18 protein-coding genes are annotated in these 16,555 nt (G+C 33.9%); 6 read left to right on the forward strand and 12 right to left on the reverse strand.

The window, feature by feature from the left end; genetic code table 11:
* Nucleotides 1-252 precede the first annotated feature (252 nt).
* The gene (locus JFT95_RS29100; protein WP_201054079.1) at nucleotides 253-1,683 is read right to left on the reverse strand and encodes an IS4 family transposase; all 1,431 of its coding nucleotides are present in this window, start codon (nucleotides 1,681-1,683) and stop codon (nucleotides 253-255) included.
* Between the two features lie 254 nt (nucleotides 1,684-1,937).
* A complete protein-coding gene (locus JFT95_RS29105; RefSeq protein ID WP_201054081.1) occupies nucleotides 1,938-2,423 on the reverse strand; it encodes a hypothetical protein in 486 nt (161 codons plus the stop codon).
* 1,665 nt (nucleotides 2,424-4,088) lie between these two features.
* Between JFT95_RS29105 and prgP the strand changes: the two genes are divergently transcribed.
* Genes prgP through JFT95_RS29125 form a run of 4 tightly spaced genes read left to right on the forward strand, consistent with a single transcriptional unit; the run spans nucleotide 4,089 to nucleotide 5,965 of the window.
* Entirely contained in the window at nucleotides 4,089-5,036 is a 948-nt protein-coding gene (prgP, locus tag JFT95_RS29110) for a ParA superfamily DNA segregation protein PrgP (RefSeq protein ID WP_201054083.1), read from the forward strand.
* Complete coding sequence (locus tag JFT95_RS29115; RefSeq protein ID WP_201054108.1) at nucleotides 5,020-5,271, forward strand: hypothetical protein; 252 nt, start codon at nucleotides 5,020-5,022, stop codon at nucleotides 5,269-5,271. The genes prgP and JFT95_RS29115 overlap by 17 nt, the downstream gene beginning before the upstream one ends.
* Before the next feature lie 33 nt (nucleotides 5,272-5,304).
* Nucleotides 5,305-5,655: a hypothetical protein gene (locus JFT95_RS29120; RefSeq protein WP_201054084.1), complete on the forward strand. Its 351-nt coding sequence runs from the start codon at nucleotides 5,305-5,307 to the stop codon at nucleotides 5,653-5,655.
* 31 nt (nucleotides 5,656-5,686) lie between these two features.
* Nucleotides 5,687-5,965, forward strand: a complete 279-nt coding sequence (locus tag JFT95_RS29125; RefSeq protein ID WP_201054085.1) for a hypothetical protein — start codon at nucleotides 5,687-5,689, stop codon at nucleotides 5,963-5,965.
* A gap of 166 nt (nucleotides 5,966-6,131) precedes the next feature.
* On the opposite strand, the gene JFT95_RS29130 is transcribed toward JFT95_RS29125, so the two are convergent.
* The 4 genes from JFT95_RS29130 to JFT95_RS29145 all read right to left on the reverse strand — a co-directional run bounded on the left by JFT95_RS29130 (nucleotide 6,132) and on the right by JFT95_RS29145 (nucleotide 8,883).
* Nucleotides 6,132-6,722, reverse strand: a complete 591-nt coding sequence (locus tag JFT95_RS29130; protein ID WP_201054086.1) for a DUF3967 domain-containing protein — start codon at nucleotides 6,720-6,722, stop codon at nucleotides 6,132-6,134.
* A 191-nt stretch (nucleotides 6,723-6,913) separates the two neighbouring features.
* On the reverse strand, nucleotides 6,914-7,522 hold the full coding sequence (locus JFT95_RS29135) for a replication-relaxation family protein (protein ID WP_201054087.1): 609 nt from the start codon (nucleotides 7,520-7,522) through the stop codon (nucleotides 6,914-6,916).
* Nucleotides 7,512-8,678, reverse strand: coding sequence for an FtsK/SpoIIIE domain-containing protein (locus JFT95_RS29140; RefSeq protein WP_201054088.1), 1,167 nt, complete (start codon nucleotides 8,676-8,678; stop codon nucleotides 7,512-7,514). Before JFT95_RS29140 ends, JFT95_RS29135 begins: the two co-directional genes overlap by 11 nt.
* 10 nt (nucleotides 8,679-8,688) lie before the next feature.
* Nucleotides 8,689-8,883 (reverse strand): hypothetical protein, encoded by a 195-nt coding sequence (locus JFT95_RS29145; protein ID WP_201054090.1) that lies wholly within the window; start codon nucleotides 8,881-8,883, stop codon nucleotides 8,689-8,691.
* A 240-nt stretch (nucleotides 8,884-9,123) separates the two neighbouring features.
* Here JFT95_RS29145 and JFT95_RS29150 point away from each other — a divergent pair, with 240 nt between their 5' ends.
* Nucleotides 9,124-9,348, forward strand: coding sequence for a helix-turn-helix transcriptional regulator (locus JFT95_RS29150; RefSeq protein ID WP_201054092.1), 225 nt, complete (start codon nucleotides 9,124-9,126; stop codon nucleotides 9,346-9,348).
* A 386-nt stretch (nucleotides 9,349-9,734) separates the two neighbouring features.
* Nucleotides 9,735-10,121, forward strand: coding sequence for a GntR family transcriptional regulator (locus JFT95_RS29155; RefSeq protein WP_201054094.1), 387 nt, complete (start codon nucleotides 9,735-9,737; stop codon nucleotides 10,119-10,121).
* A 204-nt stretch (nucleotides 10,122-10,325) separates the two neighbouring features.
* Here JFT95_RS29155 and yknW read toward each other — a convergent pair whose 3' ends face one another.
* From yknW to JFT95_RS29185, 6 genes are all read right to left on the reverse strand, one after another.
* Nucleotides 10,326-11,000, reverse strand: coding sequence for a YknW family membrane protein (yknW, locus tag JFT95_RS29160; protein WP_201054096.1), 675 nt, complete (start codon nucleotides 10,998-11,000; stop codon nucleotides 10,326-10,328).
* 71 nt (nucleotides 11,001-11,071) lie between these two features.
* Nucleotides 11,072-12,262 carry an ABC transporter permease gene (locus JFT95_RS29165; protein WP_201054098.1) on the reverse strand — a complete coding sequence of 397 codons (1,191 nt, stop codon included), beginning with the start codon at nucleotides 12,260-12,262 and terminating at the stop codon, nucleotides 11,072-11,074.
* Nucleotides 12,259-12,939 carry an ABC transporter ATP-binding protein gene (locus JFT95_RS29170; protein WP_106102855.1) on the reverse strand — a complete coding sequence of 227 codons (681 nt, stop codon included), beginning with the start codon at nucleotides 12,937-12,939 and terminating at the stop codon, nucleotides 12,259-12,261. Before JFT95_RS29170 ends, JFT95_RS29165 begins: the two co-directional genes overlap by 4 nt.
* Nucleotides 12,936-14,129, reverse strand: a complete 1,194-nt coding sequence (locus JFT95_RS29175; protein WP_201054099.1) for an efflux RND transporter periplasmic adaptor subunit — start codon at nucleotides 14,127-14,129, stop codon at nucleotides 12,936-12,938. Before JFT95_RS29175 ends, JFT95_RS29170 begins: the two co-directional genes overlap by 4 nt.
* Before the next feature lie 94 nt (nucleotides 14,130-14,223).
* Complete coding sequence (locus JFT95_RS29180) at nucleotides 14,224-15,741, reverse strand: PH domain-containing protein (RefSeq protein WP_201054102.1); 1,518 nt, start codon at nucleotides 15,739-15,741, stop codon at nucleotides 14,224-14,226.
* Between the two features lie 20 nt (nucleotides 15,742-15,761).
* The gene (locus JFT95_RS29185) at nucleotides 15,762-16,253 is read right to left on the reverse strand and encodes a PH domain-containing protein (RefSeq protein ID WP_201054104.1); all 492 of its coding nucleotides are present in this window, start codon (nucleotides 16,251-16,253) and stop codon (nucleotides 15,762-15,764) included.
* Nucleotides 16,254-16,555: the final 302 nt, after the last annotated feature.

Consider the following 16,555-nt stretch of genomic DNA (forward strand, 5'->3'; position numbering starts at 1 on the left):
ATCAACTAGGGTACATGGAAGTATAACAAATTATTTATATAATTTGTTTTATTAATCGATATATTAAAAAAGAAACCGAATAATTCCTTAGCGTATGAAATTCGCGAAATGTTGGTGCTACCCCATCGCTATCAAGCTAAGCTTATGCAAAGTCAATTTTAGGCGAGATTGTTTCTTTTTTCTAAAGAGCAAGTGTAAGTGTTTGAAAGATTTGCATACGAAATAAACCCTAACGGGTTTCACTTTTTTGAATTAAGCGGCTTGGTTATCAGACATGGTACAATTGTAAACGACACCTAATATATCAAAGATCGTTTTTTTATCATATCGATGAGATTTCCGCCCATTTTGCTGTAGGAGATTGAACAGGCGAAGTAACACCTTTGATAGCTCTTGGGTGTTTTTTTGTATAGTTTGGAATAGAAGAAGAAAATAGTCTTTAATCATATATATGGCTTTATACTCACTAAGCTCTTGTTTTTTCTTCATGAGGAGCAATTGGCGCATTTGAAACATGATAGAAGAACAGAGTAGAATGGCAATCAATTGACCATATAAATGGCACTCCAATCGTTCTGGTTTTATCTTTTTACAATGATGGATTTGAAAGAATAACTTCCACGTTTTAAATAAAATTTCGATTTGCCAACGCAAAGAATACCAGTCATGTACCTGTCCCATCGGGACAATATCTGTAGGGGTGTTTGTCATATATACATTGATACCACTGAGCCGTTTACTACGAGGAGAATACTTCATTCCTTTCTTTTTTTCTCTTACAGCTTGATCTTGTAATCGTTTTTGTTGCTGTTGTTTTGTTAATCGGTGAACAATTACACGAGCTGGCACTTTATCAATCATTCCTACATAAGCATCAGCTATTTCACATGTTTGTCCTGGTTGAAGGGAGCTCATTAACGTCTCCATATCTATCTGTATATACTCTGTACCTTTCTTAATTCTTCCGTCTTGAAAATAATCAGGGTTAGGATTTTTTTGATAAATACGTGTATTCGACTTGATACGAGAGATATAGTAGGCCTCTTTATCTTGTATATATTGAAGGTCTTTTAAATGAAAATAACCTAAATCTCGGATACATAAATCATTCGCTGTCACAGTTGGGGCACACAGAGAGCCGTAAGTGCGATCATGTTGTTTACCTGGACCTGTATGAATATGTAAGAACTGTCCACTTAACAAATCATACTCAAGTTGAATTTTTATCCCAGCCGTATGGCTGCATCCTCCTGCACCTGGATAAACCGATGAAAATACATCCGGGAGTTGAAATGCAGTTGAATCTAAAATACGAATACGCTTGAAAACAGAAGTGTATGGAGAAGAAATCGGCATAGATGCGGCCAATTTTTTGCTTAGTAGTTCGGCTAGTAGGTGTTGTAAAAGTTGGACGGCCGCCTTATTAAACCGTTGATTCAGTCCCTCAGGACTGATGAGTACTTCTGTTGATGCTTCTAAACAGCTAGATAACTGAGTTAAAGAAGTCATAGCTATATTTTGGCTCAACCATACACATAAAGCTACTAAATCTTTTGCTTGGTACTTACTGGTTCGTTGTACAAAGCCAACATCTCTAGCAAGATTCCGTAAGGTATTTGGAGATAAAAAACTTTGAATCTCTTGAGCAAATAGTTGTAATTCGTCATACACAGAAACAGACATAAAAAACGCCATCCTTTCCTATGATTCTACAGAAAGAATAGCGCATTTTTTCATTCTAGGGGGCATTTCTTTTTATTAGCTTGATAGCGATGTGGTGCTACCCCATATACTACTTATTATCCGATTCATCAGTTTTATTATAAACACAATTTGGATAGATTTTTACTGGTTTTTAACCTTTTGTGTAATACATTAAATCTATGTTTTTATCCTAAGTTTTTGCATCAAAACGAATTTATTAATTAAGGAGATTATTAAGGTTGCTCTCTTGTTTCTTTATATTCATCAATAATATATCCTGAATAGGTAGTAGCTTGCCTTTCATATCCAATTTTAGTTAAATTTATATCATTAATCCATTGGAAATAATGGGTCAACTCATGGGCAATAGTAACCAGATAGGATCCTAATGCATTATCTTTTCCATTTTTCTCTAATGTATCATAATAATCTCCTGTTGAAATGCGAATATACGGTTCATCATTTCGATTAAATGGCTCGAAGAAAGTTCCATAAACTAACTTTCCATCTATCGCTTTAATTTTACATGCAGATTTCACATATATCGGCACTCTAATTGGGAAAAAATATTCTTGTCGCAACCATTTACAAAATTCTTTAATTGCTCTTCTTACCTCAGGATCAACATCTTTATCAAATTTTAATCGTAATCCAGTACGGTAACTCTTCTCTTCAAGATTATAATGTATCTGCCAATTCGTCAGTGTCCAAATATGCATATTATCACCCTAGCCACTTAATATTTTTTCATGCTCCCAACTTAATAAATGTTTTTTTTTTGGAATATCCACTAGATTAATTTATGTCCAAATTGCTCCTAAACGTACAATTTTCTTTTTTTGATATGACGACCCCTTATACCCCTACAATAATAATTTCACGTACTATATCTGAATGATAAAACCAAATTCCGCAATAAGGCATATTCTAATAATCTGTCCCCTTATCCTCTAACCAAGTAAGTAATAATTCCCTTATTTATTCCTCTATCTTAGCAAGTAGTTCCCCTAGCTATTAAACAATCTCATATTTTTCATCATTTCTTCGAAATTAAGCTTGACAGAAGGTCTTGAGGGTTTTTATCATGCAGAAGCGAAGTTAGGAAAACGGCTGGTTGGCGGATTTATCCCCTATGCTGACAGACTACAAAAAAAGTAATCGATCAGAATAGAATGGATAAGCGTCCTCGGTTCATGCCATGCCTTGCTTAGTCAGTGTTCCGTATGTATAGACCCTGTTCACTCAGCGATCTTCACCGCATACACCCTTTTTCTATGGCTTGTCCTTGTAATATCGTCCCTACACGACAAACTGAATGTACTCCCTAGCACCGTAATGCTAACGATAACCTCCCGAACCTTTTAGAGAATCGTCCCTGGGCAAGTTCTCGCCCACCCTCACCAGAAGAACAGGATTCCAATGAGGGGTGCTGTTCTTGTAGGCGTATACTTTGTACCCCCTGCACGACTAACAGCTAGCCACGCCGTAACACGTTCCCTCTATATAGAAGCACGGAATCACGGCTTATCAGTTTTTATTAACGTGGTATCAGGCAATTCCACGCGAACAAAAAACAAAAAAGGCATCTCCAATTCCTAAATGACCTGTACATTCACAAGACTTCTAGGATTAGAGATGCCCGTTATATATCTTTTGGAATATAAAATAATCAAAACTAGTATTTACTAGTTGATATTTATCCAAACAATAGATAAAATGGGTATATCAAAGAAGCCTCGTGAAAAGGCATAGTTGTTTAAGGTTAGTGATGGTACACTACTTAAACGTAAACACTGTGGGTTAATACAGTTCATTCTAGCCAAGTGGTGGTACACTAGCTAGGAGAGTCATTCCCGTTATCGGTTGGTAGCCAATAGCATATGGGAGTGGCTTTTTTTGTTTTGTGTTCATATTCAATTGTTCTATCGATCTTCGTTTATGTAAAGTATCAAATTATGTTTTGTTTTGTAGAATGGTGCTTGTTGTGTACTACGTTACAACAAGCTTTTTTGTTTGTAAATACTCCTAAAATCTCATTTAATCGCATTACTAAACTAAGAAAGAGGATAAAAAGATACAAAGATAAAAAGATACATTTATCTTTAGATACAAAGATAATTCCACGAACGTTGAGTATCTTTAGATACAAAGATAAAAAGATACAAAGATAAAAAGATACACGCGCAACCACTGGTTTTATGCGTTTCTCGTAAATTAGTTCGTACGCGAAAAACACTGGTTAACTATTAAACACAAAAAAAGATACATTTATCCTTTTACTTTTTGTACAAGCTCATGTTATTATCAATTCGAGAGTGAAAAGATAAAAAGATACATTTATCCTTTGTTACAATTATATTACATTTTTAAAAGGAGCGATTCCTGTGAGAAAAGGATACGTAATAATCAACGCCCAACAAAAAGGTGGAGTTGGAAAAACAACTGATTCGTGTATGGAATCTCTTGTGGCTTCTTTAATCTTTAATAAGAAAGTTTTATTTATTGATACTGACCTTCAAGGGAACGGTACTACATTCTTAGCGAAATCATTTAATATTACCGAAATGCAAAAAACATTAATGAAGTGTCTTGAAGATGGAGACTTATCAGAAGGTATTGTGAATCTGCATGAAAATCTAGATATGATCCCATGTGGATATGATATGAGGAAATACACTGATTTCTTAATTGAAACATTTAATACGATTGAAGACAGAACTTTTTATCTTTCTAGATTACTAGAAAAAATCAAATATAACTATGACTACATATTCATTGACATTCCACCTTCAACAGATTTAAAAGTGGATAATGCTATGGTAGCAAGCGACTACATTATAGTTGTTCAAGAAACACAACAATTTTCATACGAAGGAAGCCAACGTTTAATTTTTGAATATATTCAAACATTAGTTGATGATTTCGGCTCTCTTGTAAAAATGCAAGTTGCTGGGGTACTTCCTGTATTGCTTCAACAAAAACGTGCATTGCATAAAGAAATCGTAAAGAGTACCATCGCTACTTTCGGTGAAGAAAATGTATTTAATACGATTATAAATAACCATGCCCGATTAGAATGGTATCCACGAATCGGACTACAATTTGAAGATCATCATGATAAGAGAATGCTAGCTTTATTCTGTGACATTTTCTGTGAGTTAGAAGAAAGAATTCGCCTTTTCGAAACTGAGGGAGATATAGAAGCTGGATATAGATATACTCAAAAGTATTTAGTGGACAACAAACTGACGAAATTAGGAAAGGGGATTGACATAAGTGGCTTTAATCAAAAGGGAAACACCGCAAGAACCGAAGATAACGCAATCAGCTAATACAGAAAGAAATTTTCAAACTGATAGCAGCCCCAAAAAGGAATCAATGAAAGCTCACGAGCGTAAAAACATAAAAGTTTCACCTGAATCATTTAGTAAAATCAAAACAATTTGTACAATGAAAAGTATGAAAAATTACGAATTTATTGATGAAATTTTAGAGTTTTACATCACTAATAATTTAACAGAGCGCGAGCAACGTATTTTGAAAAACATAACATCTAACAATAAATAGCTTTACGTGATTACTAAATAGGAGTGGTACCCTTTGGAAAATAAAAGTAAATCTTTTGTAGTAACTGTAACACCTATTGTGGAAAGTTCAGATTTAACTATTCAAAACGATCAAACTAGCACAGAAAAGGAAATACAGCCACCAGAGAAACCAGATCAACGTTTAGTTCCCTCTAAAACTGCTAAAATTTCACCAGCCGTTTTGCTAAAGCTAAATACTCTTAAACCATTTATTCAGGAACAAGAGTGTATGGATAAAACATCAATTAACAACATCATTGATATACTTGTTGAAAGTTATGTAGATACTCAGCTGGTAAATCGACATTCTAAAGCATATAAAGATATGTACAAGCGTCTTTACGAGGTGTTAGAGAATAAATAAGGGGAAAAGTTTTAAACAGGGGGTGGTACTTGTGGAGAATAAGGATAATTCATTTGTAGTAACCGTTACACCTATTACTGCCAACTTGGATTCGAATACAGAAAAGAAATTGCAAACGCCAGAAAAAAAGAATTTTAAAAACCAACAAGGCAGCATTAAAATTTCTAATCAATCTAAAGAAGAACTTGAAGCTCTAATTAAACTCACTAATACCAAATATGCTCACGAAATAATTGATTTACTTATAAAAAGTTATGTAGAGAATGAATTAACTTCGGATCAAAAAAGAAAATTCGAATTGCTAACGTAATTATAAAAACGTAGAAGTATCCCTATATCAGGGGTACTTTTTATTATGTACCCTTGTATCTAAAGATACATGTATCTTTTTATCCTTTTATCTTTGTATCTTTAGATAAATGTATCTTTTTGATTTAAGCAGGAAAAACTACTACTCCTGCTTTCCTTTCTTGCACTCACCAAAACTTCCACCACGGCTTTTTCTTCTCTTTTACAGCAGCAACTTCTTCACGGTATTCCTGCATCAATCTCTTCGTTTCCTGCATCTCACGTAATGTTTTCATCAACGTCTCGTCCCGCGCTTCCAATCGCTTTTCAACTCGTTCATTATGTTGCTCTATACTCGCTTTAATTTCCTCATTGCTTTGCTTCGTCTGTTCCTTTAATCGTTCTTCCATCGCTAATATACTCTGATTCATTTCTTGCGCCATAACGCTGTATTGCTGCTGTAATTGCTGTTTAATGTGGAATGGCACTAAGTCCGTTTCCTCAGACTCTTCTTTAATCAAATCCGGATTAACTTTTTCTATTTGCTGCGCAATCATCTTCGCTGCTTTCTCTAACGTCATACCGTCATGCTTACTAATCTCAATTAATCTCTCAATAACCATAATGTCGCTGTCTGTGTATTGACGCCTGCCACGATTATCTTTCTTTACAACGAAATTCTCTCGTTGCAATACTTCCATGTATTTTCTAAGGGTGCTATCACTTATTCCTAGTCGCTTGTATACTTCACTAGCGGAATAAACAATTTCGTCCGTCATAACGTCACAACACCTCCTAGTGACAGTATTCCATGATGGTCAAGAAATTCCTGCAAATAAAAAAGCCCCTGATAGGGCTTAGTATTCTATATTACGATTCTTAGGCATAACATAGATATTGTCTGTTACCCTTGTAACTCTTCCCATCTTCGACCGTACAACTGGGTGTGCTGTTTAGTTAGGAAGAGTTACTATATTTTCGTTGCAAGACTATCCATAAAATTGCTAATTGAAGAAGCTTGGAAGATACGTAAATTAGAAGAATTAATATCATACTGCTTATCAGTAATAATTAATATTGACGGGAAGTATTTAGATCCTTTGGGCTGCCACGATTCGTTATGCCATTCCTGACTATGAAAGTATAATTCATACCTGTTTATTTTATCTTGCATAACTTTTTTACTGTAAACTGACTTTTGGACTTCAATAAAGAATGGAGATCTACGCCAAATTGTAAATGCATCAGGCTCCATATAATCCTTTCCGTATTTCGGTTCAACTTTGAATAGTTTCGGTTTTTCATAATGGATAAGCTGTTTATATACGTCTACAATGCCGAGGAAGTGGGGAATCTTTTGGCTAGTTTTTCGAAGTGTGCTAGGTTGAGGGAAATATATAAATGGCTGCTGCGAGATATTGGCATCAACATGGCCATCTCTTCTTAACCGTTTCATAACTGTATTACAGCAAGTAACCGCGTTTTTTAATCCTTGAAAATGCAAATCAATAATATCATCCCTAGACATACATCTAAAACGTTTCAAATCCTTCAAAATGATTTTGTCTCTACTCATCATAATCTAACACCCCAAATAATTGATTCTCTTCTTGTGGAGGATTCTGGAGCGTCATATCCTCTTTTGGAACGCGGTAAGGTTCAACAATTTGCTTTGCCTTACTTATTTCTAAATATGGAGCTTGCACTTTCTTTAATCCGTTTAGTTTTAATATCATTTGGCCCGATTGCTCTAAATGTTCTGATCCAGGTGTACCCATGATATTACTATTAATCGTACTATCACATTTAAAGCCCATTCTTACTGTCATATTCAACTTCAACTTACCATCTAATACTTTTGCATCAGGACGTTGCATACTGAGCATCAGAAAGACTCCGAGAGCCCGGCCGACTGCTGATATTTTTTCGATTGTAGACATACATTCTTTTTCGCCTTGAAACATTGCTACTTCATCTATAGCAAGTAAGATGTATGGTTTCTGACTGTCAGGATTCATTTTGTTGTATTCATCAATATGGTCCACTTCATACTCTTCCATTAGTTTTCTACGTTCGCGTATTTCCTTCCACACTTTCTGCAGCATGATCTTCATTTCGATTTCTTCCATGCAAACCTCTTTTACATGTTTTACTCTTCTTAAGAAATGAAATTCAGAGTTCTTTAAGTCGCCCAAATACAAATGTAATTTATCAGGAGACATGTATTGAATGAGTGTGGACAGAACAACACGAACCATACTACTTTTACCGCTTCCGGTTTCTCCTGCAATGAGTAAATGCGGTGTATTTGCTTCAACCATGTCATACACAATCATGTTGCCAAATTGGTCACGACCTACCACAACAGGAAGACGATACTTTTTCAATAGTGGCTGCCATTTCTTATAACTGTAATTGTATGGTTGTAGTCCTGCATCAGAATGAAACACATTAAGTACAAACTTTTTAATGTCACCCTCAATCGCTACATTGCGGCCTAATATTTGTTGAAAGCAAAACCATTTCTTTTCAATTGTTTTCGGATCCAAACCATTTGGAATGGTAAATATATATCGAACACTTTCTTGTGTTGAGGAAATATCATGTATCTTCGGATAAATGGGTACTTTACCACCTCTCGTTTGATGGTCCACATATAAACCTGCCTTTCCAAATACTTCTATAAGTCGATTCTTCAAACTTTGTTTATGAATCCATTCTTTGATGATTCCCATGTGACACCTCCTAGAACATGATTAAGATTTTAATAAATACATAGCCGATGAAACAAACTCCTCCTATCCTCATTCCGTGATACATTCCATCGCTTACAAATTTGGCTGCCGCAACGTGATCATTCTTTACAAGATGCTTTTCTAACATCACCCCTCCAATTGTTGTTACTCCTAAAGCTCCTAATGAAATAAACGTAGTTAACATATAACCCCCCCTTTATAAACAGAATTTGAAATACTGATTACATATAGGTTTATCGTCTCAAAACCTTGATAGTGTTACTTTGATAGCTGCTTTGATAATAAGTTTGATGGCTACTTTGGTAGCGACCTTGATAAAGCATATTGCGGATAGCTTGGACAATATTCAAACTTTCGTGAAGTTTAAAAAGTTTAATTTTTGTACAGACTTGTTACCAATTAAGAAAGTAAGGGAGAGGAAATGATGTTTGGACTAGGTAAACCACGTTCACGTTTCGGCAAATTTCTTGATAAAAACGGGATTTCGCAACAAGATATAGTAAAAGAAAGCGGAGTGAACAGAGGGACCATCAGTAGGATATGCCAGGGAGATGCATTCCAACCTTCATTGAAGAATGGGAATAAGATTATAAGAGCGTTAAAAAAATTAACAGGAAAAAGTGTTGATTATAATGATTTTTGGATGTAGCTTCACTTACATATGTGGGGCTATTTTTATTTTTTTCACAAAAATCTCTCCATAAAAGAACTTATGTCCTGTTATTTAAGGGGGAATAACTATTCAATATTGTCAAATCGAATTGTTTTATGTGTAGATCTTTGTAGATTTTATGATTCAGTCAGTTTCCTTTGCTGTATTTCCAGTCTCTTTTCCCCCACTACTACAAGCGGTTAGTAGAAGACTAGCTCCTATAGTAGAAGCCACAGCTGGTGTAACAAATCCTTAATTCTTACTGGAAATAACCAAATAAAATCATAAAAATACAATAAATTTATTGTTATTAGTAAAAATTATCTTTTTTTCTTAAAACTATTATATTATATAATTAACAAATTAATTCTGGGGGTAAGAAAATGAGAAGCGATTTTTCACCTAATATACCACTTTACATACAGCTAATTGAATATATAAAAATAGAAATCGCATCCAGCCACTGGTCAATGGGAAGCAAAATTCCTACTGTACGCGAATTAACTACTACATTACAAGTCAATCAAAATACGGTCCAACGTGCATTTCAAGAGCTAGAGAAAGAAGAGATTATTATAACGCGTAGAGGAATGGGGAGATATGTAACCACTGAGGAAGAAAGGATCAAAGAACTTCTTAACCAAATGATAACAGAGTTAATTGATAATTTTATAAATAACATGAAAAACTTAAATTTTAATGAAGAGACGATTCTTCTAAGTCTCCAGTCTGCATTATATGTTGATAATTTTAAATCATTAAATAAATAATATATGAAAACGTATATTTACAAAAGGCTGTAATACAAAGATGTATACTGAGAGCATCATTCACTTCATTTCTTTTGAAACAATAAAATGAAAAAACTCTCTATTTAATTCACTTTTAACCGGTGAATTAAATAGAGATGTTTTTTAAACAATATATATAATATTACTTTATGCTTGTCCATGCTATTTTAATAGCAATTCAACTTAAAATTTTGGCATCATACCACCAAGTGCTCCAAAAGCTACTGAGAAAATAAAGAAGATGATTGCAACTACCGTTGCCTGTTTTTTGCTTAATCCGGCTGTAATATGTAATCCTAATGCAGATATAACTAAAGACCATATTGTAAAGATTTCAAATGACTTCATAGCACCATGTAAAACGTCATTAAACGAAGTCAATAAAGGACCTAGACCAGTATACATTTCTTCTCCTGTTTCTCCAATAATAATAGCCAAAAGACCATTTATAAATAAACCAAGTGTGGTAATAACACTTCCATACACTGAAATTGCTAATAATTTTTTAAAAGGTGTATCGTTGTTCATAAACATCATAAACACTTTATAAATAGCTGCAGTAATAAAAGCCCCTATTATAAAACCAATAGCTCCTGTAACAAATCCACTCCCTAATTGCCAATATAATGGGATATCTAAAACTGACTCTGCATTTGCTTTTTTACCTTCTGGAGACAGAATATAGGCATATGTATTAATTAGATATACAATACCGGTTAAAGCTGCCAATAGCCAAAGGCTTTTCCAAATGGCGTTACTATTTTTTATTCTTTCAAATTGCAAACTTGGAGATGTAATTATTCCGAATAACGATGGTTTTTCAACATTGACCTCTTGATCTTTAATATTTAATTCCATTTTTATAACCTCCATGTATTTATATACTACGCTCTGTTAGAAAGTTTATGTCATCTTATCATACATGTAACCTATTCGTAGCGAAGTGCTTCAATTGGGTCCAATTTCGCAGCTTTATTTGCAGGAATTAACCCAAAAATAATACCAAGTGTCATAGAGAACAACACTCCACCTACAACAACTTCCCATGAAACAAGTGGTGGCCATTTCGCATAAATAGACACAACATAAGCTCCCAAGTAGCCAAGAGCGATACCAATTAGTCCACCAATAAGAGTTACCATAACCGATTCAATTAAGAATTGTAGCAATATTTTACTGCGCGTTGCCCCCAGTGCTTTACGTACTCCTATTTCACGGGTGCGCTCTGTTACTGATACAAGCATAATATTCATAACACCAATTCCACCAACCACTAAGGAAATACCAGCAATACCACCAATAATCATAGTCATAATATTTGTCATTTGAGAAATACCATCTTGAAGTTCTTTTAAATTTGTTACCTCATATTTTCCTGTAAACTCGCTTGGCTTGCGGTCATTTAATACCTTAGACGCTTTTTTTCCTGCTATTTCTAAATCATCAACATTTTTTGCTTGTACGGAAATTTCTTGAATTTCATCTTTTCCATATAAGGTTGGCCATAGTGTAATCGGAATTAGAGCTTCTGAAGCTTCCATTCCCATAAAATCATTATCTGATTTATACGTACCAATGATTTGCATTGGTTGACCCTTAATTTCAATTATTTTACCAATAGGATTTTGCTTTTTGAATACTTTATTTTTCATTCCTGTACTAATCATGACCACATTATTTCCTTCGGTAATATCAGACTCCTGTAATGACCGACCTTTTAATACTTTCACTTGATTAACATTAAAGTATTGATTATCTAATCCTGTAATAGTTACCATCTCTTTTTTATCTTCGATATCCAGAGTTTCCATACTAGAATTTGTTGTAAGAACATGTGCCACTTCTGGGATATTTTTCACTTCATAAATGTCTTCCTCGGTTAACTTAGGTTGTTCTGTTTCAAATGAATTATTAATATCTGGAGTGTAACGGATAGGAACAACATTATTCCCCTTACCAGCAAATAATGACTTTAATGTAGCCTCCCCGCCCTGTCCAATTGCAACCACAGTAATAATAGAAGATACACCGATAATAATCCCAAGCATTGTTAAAGCTGAGCGTAATTTATGGGAAAGAATAGAAGACAAAGCAATTTTCATACTATCTAGTAAACTCATACGGCACACCTTCTATCTTCTGTAATTTTCCCATCTCGCAATACAATACGGCGAGATGAATAAGCAGCTACCTCTTCCTCGTGCGTAACCATAACAATTGTCGTACCTTCTGCATTTAACTTTGTAAAAATATCCATAACTTGTCCACCAGATCTCGTATCAAGTGCACCAGTCGGTTCATCGGCCATAATGAACGTTGGATTATTAGCAATCGCTCTTGCAATTGCTACACGCTGCTTCTGTCCACCTGATAATTCATTCGGTAAATGATTCACGCGATCTGCTAATCCAACTTTACCTAACGCCTCTAAAGCACGTTTGCGACGCTCTGCTTTCTTTATCCCACCATATACGAGTGGAAGTTCAACGTTTTCCACTGCGGAAAGACGTGGTAATAAATTAAAGTGCTGGAATACAAAACCGATATATTCATTACGAATTAAAGCTAGTTTTGACTCGTCTGCCGTTAAGATATTCACATCATTCAGCACATATTCACCTTCTGTCGGACGATCTAAACAACCAATAATATTCATAAGCGTTGACTTACCAGAACCAGACGGCCCCATAATTGAAACAAACTCACCACTTTGAATTGTTAAACTAATACCGTGCAAAATCGGCACTGCCAATTTCCCTTGATAATACGTTTTAGCAATATTATTTAACGCAATCATTTCTCTTTCACTTCCATTCCGTCATACACGTCGTCGGAAGGATTTTTAACCACCTTTTGCCCCACTGTTGCGCCCTCTACAATTTCTGTCCAATCTCCATCAGTAGCACCTTTTTTCACATTTTTTTTATGAATCTTTCCTTTTTCTTCGATATAAACAAATGCATCTTCACCTTTTTCAACAATGCTCTTACTTGGAACAGCGATCATCTTCTTATTCTCTAAATTTACTTGTAGTGAAACGTGATAACCTGGAGATAAACCGTCTTGACTATCAAGACTTGCTTTATATGTATATTGAGACATATTTTGAGTCGCCTCACCCATACCACCAGCTTGGGCCATCTCTGCGCTCGTTGGGAACTCACTTACCTCTGTAATCTTACCTGTCCACTTCTGCTTATTATTCGCTTTCGCAGTTACAGTGAATGTTTGATCTTTTTGAATTTGTGACTTCTGAAGCTCAGTTAACGTCCCTTGAACTTGAAACGGATCCTTAGAAGCAACTTGTAAAAACGCCTTTCCTTGACCGCCTAATGATTGAGATGAACTTTGTGCTGCATCTTTATCTAACTTTTGAACAACACCAGCAAAATTACTATAAATCGTAAGTTCTTTCTGCTTTTTATTTAACTCTTCTTTTTGTAACTTTCCTTTTTCTTTCTCAAGATCTGTTGTTTTTTGCGCTATTTCTAACTCACTTACTTGCTCTTCCATCGGATCTGTTACTTCTTTCCCAGCTCCACTATCTTTCGCCTTCTTAATTTCTTTCCTCAATGAATCAATCTTCTTTTTTCCTTGGTCATAACGCATATCTGCCATCTTCTGATCAAGCTCAGCTTGTTTCATTTGCAAGTTAATTTCTTCATTATCATAAGAGAATAACTTCGTACCTTTCTCTACCTCTTGTCCCTCTTTTACCTCAATATCTTTCACTTTCCCTTTAGTTGGATCCGCATAGAAACTTTCAATATTCCCAGGCTTCACCTGACCAGAAATTAACTTCGTATTATTCAGCTTACGCTCTGTCACTTTCTCAAAACTTACAGCATCAGCCGTTGTTGATGCGCCCTTCTTCTTACCTTGCATAATAAAAATATTAACTGCTGCCACAATAACAATTAACACAATAACTCCAATAATAATCCATTTTTTTGTTTTCTTCTTTTTTATATCTGCATTTGCTAACATAGAAATTTTTCTCCTTTTGTGGTTAATCTGCGTTTCAAATCTAATGAATTTAGAACTTCAAAATAAAACTAGATACTTATTTAAATATAGAATTTTATTTCATTTCTTTAGTGCTAACTTTCTTGTTTATATATTTTGTACTACTCCCATACCAATAGTAGTAATTTCTAGCTACATCCTTTGGAAGATCAAAAACTTTTGTTTTCTTAACTGGTTTAGCACGTATTGAAGATTGAAGTGTCGCAAGTCCAAATAGACGTTGTAGCCCGGATTCGACTATTTTTAACTCTTCTATATTTTTTCGATTTGTTATATATAGATTTGTTGAAAATCCTCCTCGTTGCAATTGAATGAATTCCCCATTAAGTTTGTAACCACTATAAAAACCATTCAATATTTGCGATGTGTTAATAAGTACGAATAATATTATTGGGATATACCAAAACTCTGTCCAAAAATAATAGGTAAGTATCGTACCTATAATCCAAATATAGCTTGATCTTACCATTTTTATAAAAATGGTATATTTGGGAACACCAATCATTTTTGTATCGATTTTAAATGCTGGCAAAATCTCAGGAATTAGTAATAAAGCTCTATTTTTATCTATAAGTGGAAAGAGTACTTTAGCAGTTCTCATCTCCTTATCTTCCATATCAGTAATACTTATAATTTTTACTTGCACTAAACCAAACCATCTTTTTAATAGATTAGTATTAATATTAATAGCTTGGATTTTCTCCTTTGGAATGGAAAATTCAGTTTTATTAAATACACCTGTTCTAATAAAAATTCGATGTTGATCAGAAGTAACTTGAAAGTTACCATATTGAATATAAGTCTTAATCATCCCATAAGCTAATGACATTATTAAAAGAATAAGAATGCCAAGACTCATTAGGAACCATGATTTTTGAAAAAAAGAGGTAATTTCATTTACATAGCCATCTATAGAAATAAAATCATTTATATTAGAGTAAACCTCTTGAATTAATGGAATCAATAAAAGTAATTTGAGTGACATAAGTGATTTAACCAATATTTCTTTAGGTGCCATTTCATAATGTTTATCTCTTGAAATATATTGAGGTTCTATTAACTCTACTTTCTGTATATCTGTTTTATTCTCTTTCTTTGGAATAAAATTAATATGTCCTAAATGCTTTTGTATCCGTGCAGCTTCTTCATAAGTTATCATTTCAAGCTTAATGGAAGATTTCTTTTCATTGGAACCAGTTTCTAATAAAAGTGATGTTAGTCCAAATAAACGATGAAAAAAATGCGTATTTTGACTAATACCTTGGATACGTTCTAATGGAATAAAACGATTTTCCTTAATGAAACGCCCCTCATAAATGTACATTTCTTTATCCGTAAATACATACTTAAAATGTTTCCAATCAAGAAATATTGAAACGAAATTATAAATTAGATAAACAACTCCTGCAGCTATACCACCAATCATAAAAATAGGGTTAGAATTTGAACTTATAAAAATAGCAAAAAAAACGATCCACAGAATAAGTTCTTTTATAGATTTAACTATGGAAAAGAGCATCCATAACGGATGCATTCGCTGAGCTATTTGTTCATATGCTAGTTCTTGTTTCATTGTATTATAGCCCTCCTATTTTATTCATTGATTTCACTAATTCCAGCTAAATATGCAATGTTTGCTCTTAATTCTGTTGCTTTCTTTTCAGAAATAGCAGGTATCTCATGCTCTGAAGCCATTGTACCTATTGTTAATGTAGACAAGCCATACTTTCGTAGTATTGGTCCTTGGTTTGTATTTACATATTGCACTTTGGCCATCGGTATTATTAGATGCTTTCTCATTAATACTCCTCCATGTTTTAGTTGAATATAATTTTCATCAATTTCATAACGCCATGTTCGTTGTCGATAAATAGGTATTATGGATAGTTCGAATATGGAAGAAATAATGAGTAAAGCAATAATGATATAACAAATAATGCTTACCCAGCTTTTCCAGTCATAATAATTCTGTAAAAATAAAAGAATTCCTAATATACAAAGTGCAGTAGTATAAGTAATTACATCACTTACCCGCCATACTTTCACTGCATTTGGCGAGATTTTTTGTTGTGGTTCTTTTATCATTTTAATCTCAATCTCCTTTTTGATAATTAGTCGTATTAATAATCTATCTATTCTAAATTTTCGTTAAAGCCCACAGTAATTATTATACTTAAAAATATATCCATGTATAGATTTTTTTGGAATAAATACCGAAAACAATCTAAATATATAAATTTTTCTAAAAATTAAGTTGACATGATCTGGAAATTTAGATATATTTATAATCGCGAAAGCATTACAAAAAATTCATAAGGAGGTATATTATGGCTATTTTCATGAATATCGTAGCACAATTATCAGTTAGAGCTGCTGCATGGGCTTAC

This window comes from Bacillus sp. TH17 (assembly GCF_016651125.1).
Taxonomy (GTDB): Bacteria; Bacillota; Bacilli; order Bacillales; family Bacillaceae_G; genus Bacillus_A; species Bacillus_A mycoides.

Coding starts and splice junctions, on each gene's coding strand:
- JFT95_RS29180 (WP_201054102.1), bottom strand. CDS start 15,741: ATGAAACAAGAACTAGCATATGAACAAATAGCTCAGCGAATGCATCCG.
- JFT95_RS29105 (WP_201054081.1), bottom strand. CDS start 2,423: ATGCATATTTGGACACTGACGAATTGGCAGATACATTATAATCTTGAA.
- JFT95_RS29140 (WP_201054088.1), bottom strand. CDS start 8,678: ATGGGAATCATCAAAGAATGGATTCATAAACAAAGTTTGAAGAATCGA.
- JFT95_RS29135 (WP_201054087.1), bottom strand. CDS start 7,522: ATGATGAGTAGAGACAAAATCATTTTGAAGGATTTGAAACGTTTTAGA.
- JFT95_RS29130 (WP_201054086.1), bottom strand. CDS start 6,722: ATGACGGACGAAATTGTTTATTCCGCTAGTGAAGTATACAAGCGACTA.
- JFT95_RS29175 (WP_201054099.1), bottom strand. CDS start 14,129: ATGTTAGCAAATGCAGATATAAAAAAGAAGAAAACAAAAAAATGGATT.
- JFT95_RS29170 (WP_106102855.1), bottom strand. CDS start 12,939: ATGATTGCGTTAAATAATATTGCTAAAACGTATTATCAAGGGAAATTG.
- yknW (WP_201054096.1), bottom strand. CDS start 11,000: ATGGAATTAAATATTAAAGATCAAGAGGTCAATGTTGAAAAACCATCG.
- JFT95_RS29165 (WP_201054098.1), bottom strand. CDS start 12,262: ATGAGTTTACTAGATAGTATGAAAATTGCTTTGTCTTCTATTCTTTCC.
- JFT95_RS29145 (WP_201054090.1), bottom strand. CDS start 8,883: ATGTTAACTACGTTTATTTCATTAGGAGCTTTAGGAGTAACAACAATT.
- JFT95_RS29100 (WP_201054079.1), bottom strand. CDS start 1,683: ATGTCTGTTTCTGTGTATGACGAATTACAACTATTTGCTCAAGAGATT.
- JFT95_RS29155 (WP_201054094.1), top strand. CDS start 9,735: ATGAGAAGCGATTTTTCACCTAATATACCACTTTACATACAGCTAATT.
- JFT95_RS29185 (WP_201054104.1), bottom strand. CDS start 16,253: ATGATAAAAGAACCACAACAAAAAATCTCGCCAAATGCAGTGAAAGTA.
- JFT95_RS29150 (WP_201054092.1), top strand. CDS start 9,124: ATGTTTGGACTAGGTAAACCACGTTCACGTTTCGGCAAATTTCTTGAT.